Annotated in this window: 5 protein-coding genes and 1 pseudogene; 3 read left to right on the plus strand and 3 right to left on the minus strand. The window is 38.1% G+C overall.

Annotated elements, in window-relative coordinates; translation table 11 throughout:
• Positions 1-633: 633 nt before the first annotated feature.
• Together AABK37_RS38525 and AABK37_RS38530 are read left to right on the plus strand one after the other, a co-directional pair.
• A pseudogene (locus AABK37_RS38525) lies at positions 634-742 on the plus strand (IS982 family transposase); the annotation flags it as partial.
• A 150-nt stretch (positions 743-892) separates the two neighbouring features.
• On the plus strand, positions 893-2,497 hold the full coding sequence (locus AABK37_RS38530; protein WP_432556688.1) for a proprotein convertase P-domain-containing protein: 1,605 nt from the start codon (positions 893-895) through the stop codon (positions 2,495-2,497).
• Positions 2,498-4,298: 1,801 nt separating this feature from the next.
• Here the strand turns inward: AABK37_RS38530 and AABK37_RS38535 are convergent.
• The 3 genes from AABK37_RS38535 to AABK37_RS38545 all read right to left on the minus strand — a co-directional run bounded on the left by AABK37_RS38535 (position 4,299) and on the right by AABK37_RS38545 (position 6,967).
• The gene (locus AABK37_RS38535) at positions 4,299-5,411 is read right to left on the minus strand and encodes a sensor histidine kinase (RefSeq protein ID WP_432556689.1); all 1,113 of its coding nucleotides are present in this window, start codon (positions 5,409-5,411) and stop codon (positions 4,299-4,301) included.
• Complete coding sequence (locus tag AABK37_RS38540) at positions 5,412-6,122, minus strand: response regulator transcription factor (protein WP_432556690.1); 711 nt, start codon at positions 6,120-6,122, stop codon at positions 5,412-5,414.
• A 158-nt stretch (positions 6,123-6,280) separates the two neighbouring features.
• Positions 6,281-6,967 (minus strand): NYN domain-containing protein, encoded by a 687-nt coding sequence (locus AABK37_RS38545; RefSeq protein ID WP_432556691.1) that lies wholly within the window; start codon positions 6,965-6,967, stop codon positions 6,281-6,283.
• Positions 6,968-7,999: 1,032 nt separating this feature from the next.
• Here AABK37_RS38545 and AABK37_RS38550 point away from each other — a divergent pair.
• A complete protein-coding gene (locus tag AABK37_RS38550) occupies positions 8,000-8,200 on the plus strand; it encodes a hypothetical protein (protein WP_432556692.1) in 201 nt (66 codons plus the stop codon).
• Positions 8,201-8,402: the final 202 nt, after the last annotated feature.

Consider the following 8,402-nt stretch of genomic DNA (forward strand, 5'->3'; position numbering starts at 1 on the left):
CCCTTGTCTTCCCCCTCTCCCCCCCCCCCCCCCCCTCCCCCTCTCCCCCTCCCCCCCTCAACAACACTCCATAAATTTTCTGGGATGGGCAACATAACCCATCCCTATTTTTTTCTAGAGTGGCAAAGTTTGCTATAGAGCAGAAAACAGATATCACTTAAGCGAATAATCACAGATAAAACAGTGGTGCATCAATCGCAAGAAAAAATCTGAAATCTTTGTAACCAGGATGTTGAAAACAGGTCAAGAAGAAGGGTGTGGGGTGTAGGGTGTAGGGTGTAGGGGAGAAGACTGCTGTTGTCGGGGCGTATGATTAAGAGACCAACGCAATCTCCCGTCATGATGGGGCTTGTGACGATAGCGGTTGTTGGGGCTATCTATGCACCCCACACCCCACACCCCACACCCCACACCCCGCCCCAAGGGGCTTGGTCATCAAGTCCTTAATATAACTTGATGTAACTTTGTGTACGACCACTCATTTCATCCCAACAAAGCGCAAGCACAAGAAGACCGAATATTTTTGCGTCAATTGTTACAAAAAGCGAAATCAAACTACGTTTTACCAAATAATACCTCTAAGATAATAATACAATTTTATTTAGCAAGAACCGGGGCGCTAGTAGCATTCAAATCGAAACCGTATTTAGCTTAATTGCATTTTTTCCGTGTATCGATTCATGCTGTCACGATAATGAAATTCCTGCTTAAGGTTTCAGCCTTTATTTTTGCCTTTACTTGAAAGCGGACATTTTTATAAGTAACCGCTCATGAACTGCATCGTACAGCAGTATAGATAAAAATCTCTTCGCTTCTTTTTGCCTTTTTCAACTCAGCAACTTGAGTTTTCTAGGTAAAGTTTTATATAGATTTAAAATTGCAGAACAAACCTATGACTATTAACTTATTTGATGCTAATTTTTACCGCGCTAGCAATCCTGACTTAACAGCAGCTGGTTTAACAACAGACGCGCAATTATTCCAACATTTTCAGAACTTTGGTTTAAATGAAGGACGCTCATTTTCGCTGTTTGCCAATCTCAGTTTGTATCGCGCTAGTAACCCCGATTTAGCGACAGCAGGTATCAATACTAACAGACAACTGTTGGATCATCTGCAAAATTTTGGTGTATTGGAGGGACGCCAATTTTCGGAATTTGTAGATGTTAATTTTTATTTAGATGCTAACCCTGATGTGGCTCAAGCTTTTAGCAACAACCGCGAGCAAGCTTTACAACATCTGAATGATAATGGACTAAGCGAGGGACGCTTGTTCTCGCAGTTTTTCAATGTTGATTATTATAAAGTGAATAATCCAGATTTAGTAGCAGTCGGCTTAAATAATAATCGGCAATTATTGCAACATTTTGAAACTTATGGTATCAATGAAAATCGTTTCTTTTCTGTTTTTTTTGATACTAACTACTACCGCAATCAATATGCAGATTTCAAAGCGGCAAATTTAAATAATCGCCAATTATTCAATCAGTTTCAACAAAATGGTCTTGGGGAAAGTCGTGCTTCATCACAATATTTCGATGTGTCATACTACCTAGCAAATAACGCTGATTTAAGAACTGCGGGATTTAATAACTTTCAAGCATATAACCACTTTTTAATTTATGGTTTTCCAAAAGAGGGACGCTTTGGTAGTGCTAATGGCTATACAGGTGAGGCGAAAGATAACAAAGAGGGTACAGCTACTCCAAGCAATCAGTATACTCAAGGAAACAGTGCTGATTATATAATCCCTGAAGGCATTTTTGATGAAGAAAGCAATATGATAATTAGTACCCAATGGAAACAACAAGTTCTTGGTGGTACTTGGTCTGCAACAGCTAATATTCAGTTTACCAACGGACAAATTACCCAAAACTTACCTCTTAGAATTTTGGATGATGGTGTCGTTGATGGCGATGACACTATCATCTGGAAAATTAGCAATAATGCTCCCTTTGGTTTTAGTCAATCAACGTATACCTTTACTGAAAATGATAATGATGAGCTGATACAGTTACGTCTGGGAAGCAATATTAAGACTGCAACTATCACTACTCAGAATACCGAAGTTATGAGAACTGTATCTGCCACAGATGTTCCTCGTAATATTCCTGATAGTAGTACTATTACTTCTAATTTAGTGGTGAATAATTTGCCCATAACAATCAGAGATGTAAACGTTACACTAAATATTACCCATCCATACGATAACGATTTAGATGTATTTTTGATTAGTCCTAAAGGCACTAGAGTTGAACTTTTCAAAGGTATTGGTGGCAATGGAGATAACTTCATAAATACAACATTAGATGATGAGGGTTCAAATGTTATTTCTTGGGCAACTGCACCATTTACAGGTAGTTTTAGTCCTCAAAATTCTCTATCTAATTTTAATTTTGAAAACCCAAATGGTACTTGGAAATTAGAAGTAAAGGATGGTAGACCGGGAGATTTTGGGACTCTAAATAGTTGGTCAGTCGCCTTTACTGCGTCATAAGATTTAAGATTTAAGATTGTGAAATTACCATAAGTTATAATGCTAACCTTTGATGGTGATTTCTAAACCTTAATCGGTTTTAATATGTAAGGTATGCGATCGCAGCTTTTAGGTGTTGAGCTATGCGTCAGCCAAAATGGATGCGTCCCCTTTGTTAATAAAGAAGAATGGAAGATGCTGCAACGGTTGCGCGTTGGCGAAGCCCACCGTTCGCGGAGCGTTTCCGATAGGAGAAGGTATCGCTTTCTCCAGCACGACACCCTCCTAAGAGTAAAATGACTCCGGGGCGATCGCGTGGCTGATGAAGAAAATAATCTTAATTCCCTGGCGCGATCGCACTCCCGATCAAGTCCTGATTGAATTGTGCTTTTATTAAAAAGCGATCGCGCTTATAAATGCAAGCGCGATCGCTTTTATCGTTGTTGATGCTTTTTTAGGGAACTTTGAATAAAGATGGTAGATGCCTAGACTGTCTCGTTACGGTTTCCAGGCTGAGTAGTGAATTTTTGCACTTTACTTTGAGTGTCAAATAAAAGCGTGCTTCGTCTAATTTTCGGTTAAAGTGAGGCAAGGGCGAAAGTAAGTAAAAACAACGGTATAGCCACTTCTAAGACTGAATATTAATTTCATCTCTTATCACCATTCTCTGTATCTGTCTTCATTTAATAACGCACTTATCACACCCGCTTAATCTCAAAGGTAAGAAGAGTGAAAATTTCCTGACTCGGATATTGTGTTGTGTCAGCAGAAATTTATACCACAACACAAATGAATGCATCTAACTCAAATAGAACGAAACACTAAAGGCAAAGGCTGCTAATATCACAGGAAACACAGCGCTAAACTCTAATTCCCGTGTCTTAATCATTTGTAGACAATTCAGGGGAAGAAGTAGAGGCCATAATGCAGTAGAGATAAAAAACATTACCAAAGATAAAAACTTATCTTCTGGCGAAGAACTGGGATGACGCAAGCTAAATCTCAGCCAATTGCTAAAAAAATAGCAGGTCATCAACAGGTAACTAATAACTAAAGCTAATTGAATCTTATGCACTGTTAGCACTCCTTAAGCTATTTAATATTTACCAAAAATGACCTTGAGGAAATTATTACACGATTTTGTCGGGGGACATTCATATGTTTGAACAGCGGTAGTTAATTTTTGAGTTTGATCTCAATGATACATTTTTCAATAAGATAAATGTTAGTAGAAAACCTAATACATATAAATCAGTACTTCCACTTATTTTGCAATCGAACTCAATAGGCTAGCAATTATACTGATGATTTTAACTAGCTCAATCTTGTTATTATCAAAATTTTAAAGTGTTTCTGGCAGAAAATTTATCTACTGTTAGTCTAATTTAAACAAAGTACTGCTACATATTTTGTTAAATTACTGCGTGTATAAAAACTTTTATACGGCTAGCACATAAACTTAAGTAAAAATTACTTTTACTTAATTGCCCTTGTCAGTAATCGCCAATCAGGGTTTGATTTTCACAGGCTGCACTTTGCTCACTTACAAACAAATATATGGTTTTGTTTATTGCTCTCGCTTTTCGTAGTCTTACTGTGAAAAATAGTTAGATACAATTGATGAAACAATCCGAGTAACAAGGTGTGTGGCTTCTAAAATAGTGTTTGATATTTTTTATTTTTTGGTATAAAATACTCGTGGATTCGCTTTTGTTGATAAGTTTCCAGCATAACTAAAAAACAAAATTCATGTTGCCATTTTGGCAGTTTATTAAAAGTATAAACTTTTACATTAATTATCTGGTCAAATATATTTGCAGCGTCAAGCCAAAGGCAACGAAAAACGAAACGTACTCCCAGACCCAAGTTCGCTTTCTACTTCAATTTGACCGCTTTGCAGTTCCACCAAACTGCGGGAAATAGTTAAACCAATACCGGTTCCTCCAGAATGGCGATCGCGTGAAGTATCGGTTCGCCAAAAGCGCTCAAACACATGAGGTAAATCGGATGCGGCAATCCCAATACCTGTATCAATAACTGCAATCCAAAGTTTTGATTCTTCAGTCCAAACACGAATAATAATCGAACCTGTGGGAGTATAACGCACCGCATTTCCCAGCAAATTGACCAAAATTTGTTCTGTGCGGTCAATATCCGCCAAAACAAAAGGCAACTGTGAGGGACATTCTAAACGCAGAACTGGACCATCTTCTAGCAACTGGTCGGCAAATTTCTCTACTAATGACTCTAATAACGGACGCAGATTCATTGGTTGGATATTAACTGGCAAATAACCAGCTTCTGCTTTAGAAAGTTCTTGCAAATCGTTGACTAACCTTTCTAAACGCTTAGTTTCTTTTGTTAACCGTTGATAAATCTCAGGAGTCGGCTTAATTCCGCCATCGGCAAGTTCTTCTAAGTAACCGCGCACAACTGTTAGAGGTGTTCGCAGTTCATGGGTCATGTCTCCAATTAATTCTCGGCGCCGCGCTTCCACTCCTTGCAAACTTGCTGCCATTCGGTTTAAACTAGCACCGATTCGATTTAGTTCGGGGACACCAGATAAAGGTAGTCTTTCATCAAGCTGACCGGCAGCAATCTTTTGAGTAATTTGTTCAATTTCCGTCAACTGCTGCATAATTCGTTTAGAAACCCAGTAACTCAATCCCCCTGCTGCTGTAGTCCCCACCAAGACTGACCAAAGAGTACTTCGTCGCCAAGCAAATTCAAATCCATCAACTAAGTCAGTACGGACATTGATTAAGTCGTATCCTTGATGCTCTAGTTTTTCTAAGTGCAGAACAAAAAAGCGGGGTGAAGAAACTTTGCTGATGATGACGAGACTAGCTACCCCCACCATCATCACTACTAGGTGAGAGAAAAATAGGCGCGATGCCAAAGGCAAAGATTTCGTTTTCCTAAAGCTTATTTTCATCTAAACCACAGGAGCATCTTCAAATTTATAGCCTACTCCAACAACAGTTTTGATAAAACTAGGGTGAGCTTGGTCTTTTTCAATTTTTTTTCGCAAGCGAGCAACATGAGTATCTACCACCCGCTCATCACCAAAAAAGTTATCACCCCAAAGTTTGTCAATTAGCTGGCTGCGGTTCCAAACTCGACCCGGATTGCTGACAAAGGTGCTTAATAAGTTAAATTCTAAGGTAGTTAAGTCCAAAATTTCCAATGACTGAGAATTTTTTTGGCGGCTGGCAGTGCGCTGCTCTACATCTACGATAAAATTTTGTGTACGGTACACCTGATTTTGTCCCCCTTGGCGAAGACTGCGCCGTAATAGCGCTCTGACTCTAGCAACTAACTCTCTAGGGCTGAATGGTTTTACCATGTAGTCATCAGCACCAGTAGATAAGCCAATTACGCGATCGATTTCTTCGCCTTTGGCGGTGAGCATTAAAATATAAGGATCTTTTGTACCAGGTTTCTGGCGAATTCTCGCACAGACTTCCAGCCCATCCAAACCAGGAATCATTAAATCTAAGATGATTAAATCTGGTGGTTGCTCTTGAAACATCCTTAAAGCATTTATACCATCGCGACTAATGCGACAGGAAAATCCTTCTTTTTCTAAAGAAAGTTGGATTAATTGAGCGATTTCTATTTCATCTTCGACAATTAAAATGTCCATCTGGCTACAGAGAGATTTCCCCGGTTGTCATTTTACTAAGGAAAACGCTCAAGCTGCAATTTTGGTAAACAGGCGATACTCTGTATCGCCAATCCAAGACGATAAATTTTTGAGTCACAGTGATTTTATTGCCAACGGTGGCAATGTAAAATTGCTTCTTAAAAACTGGAATTTGAGAGCGATCGGTAATTATAGCCAGAATGAGGATCTTTTTGAATATATTGTTTAATGCTATCGAGGTCAATGAAGCAGTCAGCAACATCAATCAAGCTGTCGCTACTGATTCCGCGCAAGCTGACGACTTCAACCCGAACTCCTTTGTAGCTCAAAGCATTAACCGCGTAAGCCAAATCTCCATGTCCACCGACTAAGACCGCAGTATCGTAGTACGGTGATAAAGTTATCATATCTACAGCAATTTCTACATCCAGATTTGATTTTTTAGAACCATCCGGAAGCGAAATTAGCTCTTTGGTGACTACGCGATAACCATTGCGACGCATCCAGAAGAGAAAACCCTGTTGCTTGTCATTATTGCGCTCCATTCCACTGTAAAAGAAAGCACGCAATAATCTTGCATCTTGAGTTAAATGGCAGAGTAATTTAGCATAGTCAATTTCAATGCCGAGTTGCAAAGCTGTATGAAATAAGTTTGAGCCATCAATAAAAATCGCCACTCGACCGCGATTTGAGCTATTGCAAATCAATTGGTCAGCTGAAGTATTTGGTCTATTGGTGTTTTCACTTTCGACACCAGTGTTCATAAGGCGTTGCCCTTGCCTGCGTGGTTTCTCCTTGAGTATTTTATCTTGATTTGTTTCTTTGTTAAAAGTACTAATAGTCATTCGATACCTCTATATTTTAAATCCAGGATGTTTTTTCGGCAATTTGGCATTCTTATAATCTATGCGTTTATTCTCACTTTAATAGCAAATAGAAAACTGCAACTAAGAAAGATCCTAAAATCCACAATCAAGAAAAAATAACATTAATTCTTAACTTTTCTCAGCCGAGGAGCAACTTATCTGCTTCTAGTTTTATTCTACCTGAGTTATTACTTATTGCTTTCATGCATAACTTCTATTAATAAACAGTTAATAAATAACTAATGTATTCTGCACGAAAGTTAAATGTGCAACAGATTATTATGAGAATAAGATTACGTTTTCTCACGTTGATTTCTCAGCTAATTTCCAACTTGGCAGCAAAGTATGAAGAATCATTTGCAAAAAAAAATATTTAGTTAAGAAAGTTAGGAAATGTCCAATTTATGTCTCCAAAAATTGCTTTTTTGTCAAATCAAGGCAAAAAGAGGGTTTTTATAATGATAATTACGGTTATATAATACCGTTTGATGCTGATGATAGCTATAAACAAGGAAAAGGTTTGTAATCTACGGCTTTATTGCCGTAGATTAAATGACGTGTTGCCGAGTCTAGCCCAGGCAACACAGCTAAAAGCGGAGTATATACACAAAAACTTACTGCTGTCAAGCTTTAAATGAGTATCTAAAGTGGTATTTTTCTATTCGTTATAAAAGTTACAACAAAAAATTCGATTATTTTCATTTTCGCAAAAATCTTTGCAATGCTTAATAAAAATTTGCAGTAAATATTTACACTAAACACTCATTACATTTACTCGATATTTATCATAGAGTCTTCAATTAAGAAGTTGCATTTACAAATCTTTATAAAAAATCAACTTTTCCTCACAAGTTCCTCAAATTTGATAGTTATTCTGAAAAAAGAGCTAAGTAGGTGGACTTAAATGAAGTGAATATTTAACTTTATTTCAACCAACTTACTTAATTTGCTGCATAGGCGATCGCTCGCGCTTTAAAATTCACACCTTTATTATTAGAAGTTTGACAAATCATGAATAACTGTCCTTGCTGTTCTGGATTACTTTTGCGACATATACGTGGTTCCGAAGTTTACTACTTTTGCCGCAACTGCTGGCAAACAATGCCAGCACTGGATTTTGAAAAGCACAATTTATCGCCAGATTTGGTATCGAGTTTATCAAAAAAACGTTTCCGAGGAGAAATCGGTAATGCGGGTGTTGCCTTGTGTTAAAGAAAATTAATCGGTTAACATGTTTAGATAATTTGCGTTGTATTATTTGAAGAATAATGCATTTAATCGCCCGCAGGCTATAAGCCTGGGGCTAGAAGAACAAAGCCCGTCTGCACGGGCTACATTTGTTGCATCTTCATCAAGCGTTGTATTATTTGAAGAATAATGCATTTAATCGCCCGCAGGCTATAAGCCTGGGGCT

Origin of the sequence: Tolypothrix sp. VBCCA 56010, assembly GCF_050875635.1 — a bacterium.
GTDB lineage: Bacteria > Cyanobacteriota > Cyanobacteriia > Cyanobacteriales > Nostocaceae > Hassallia.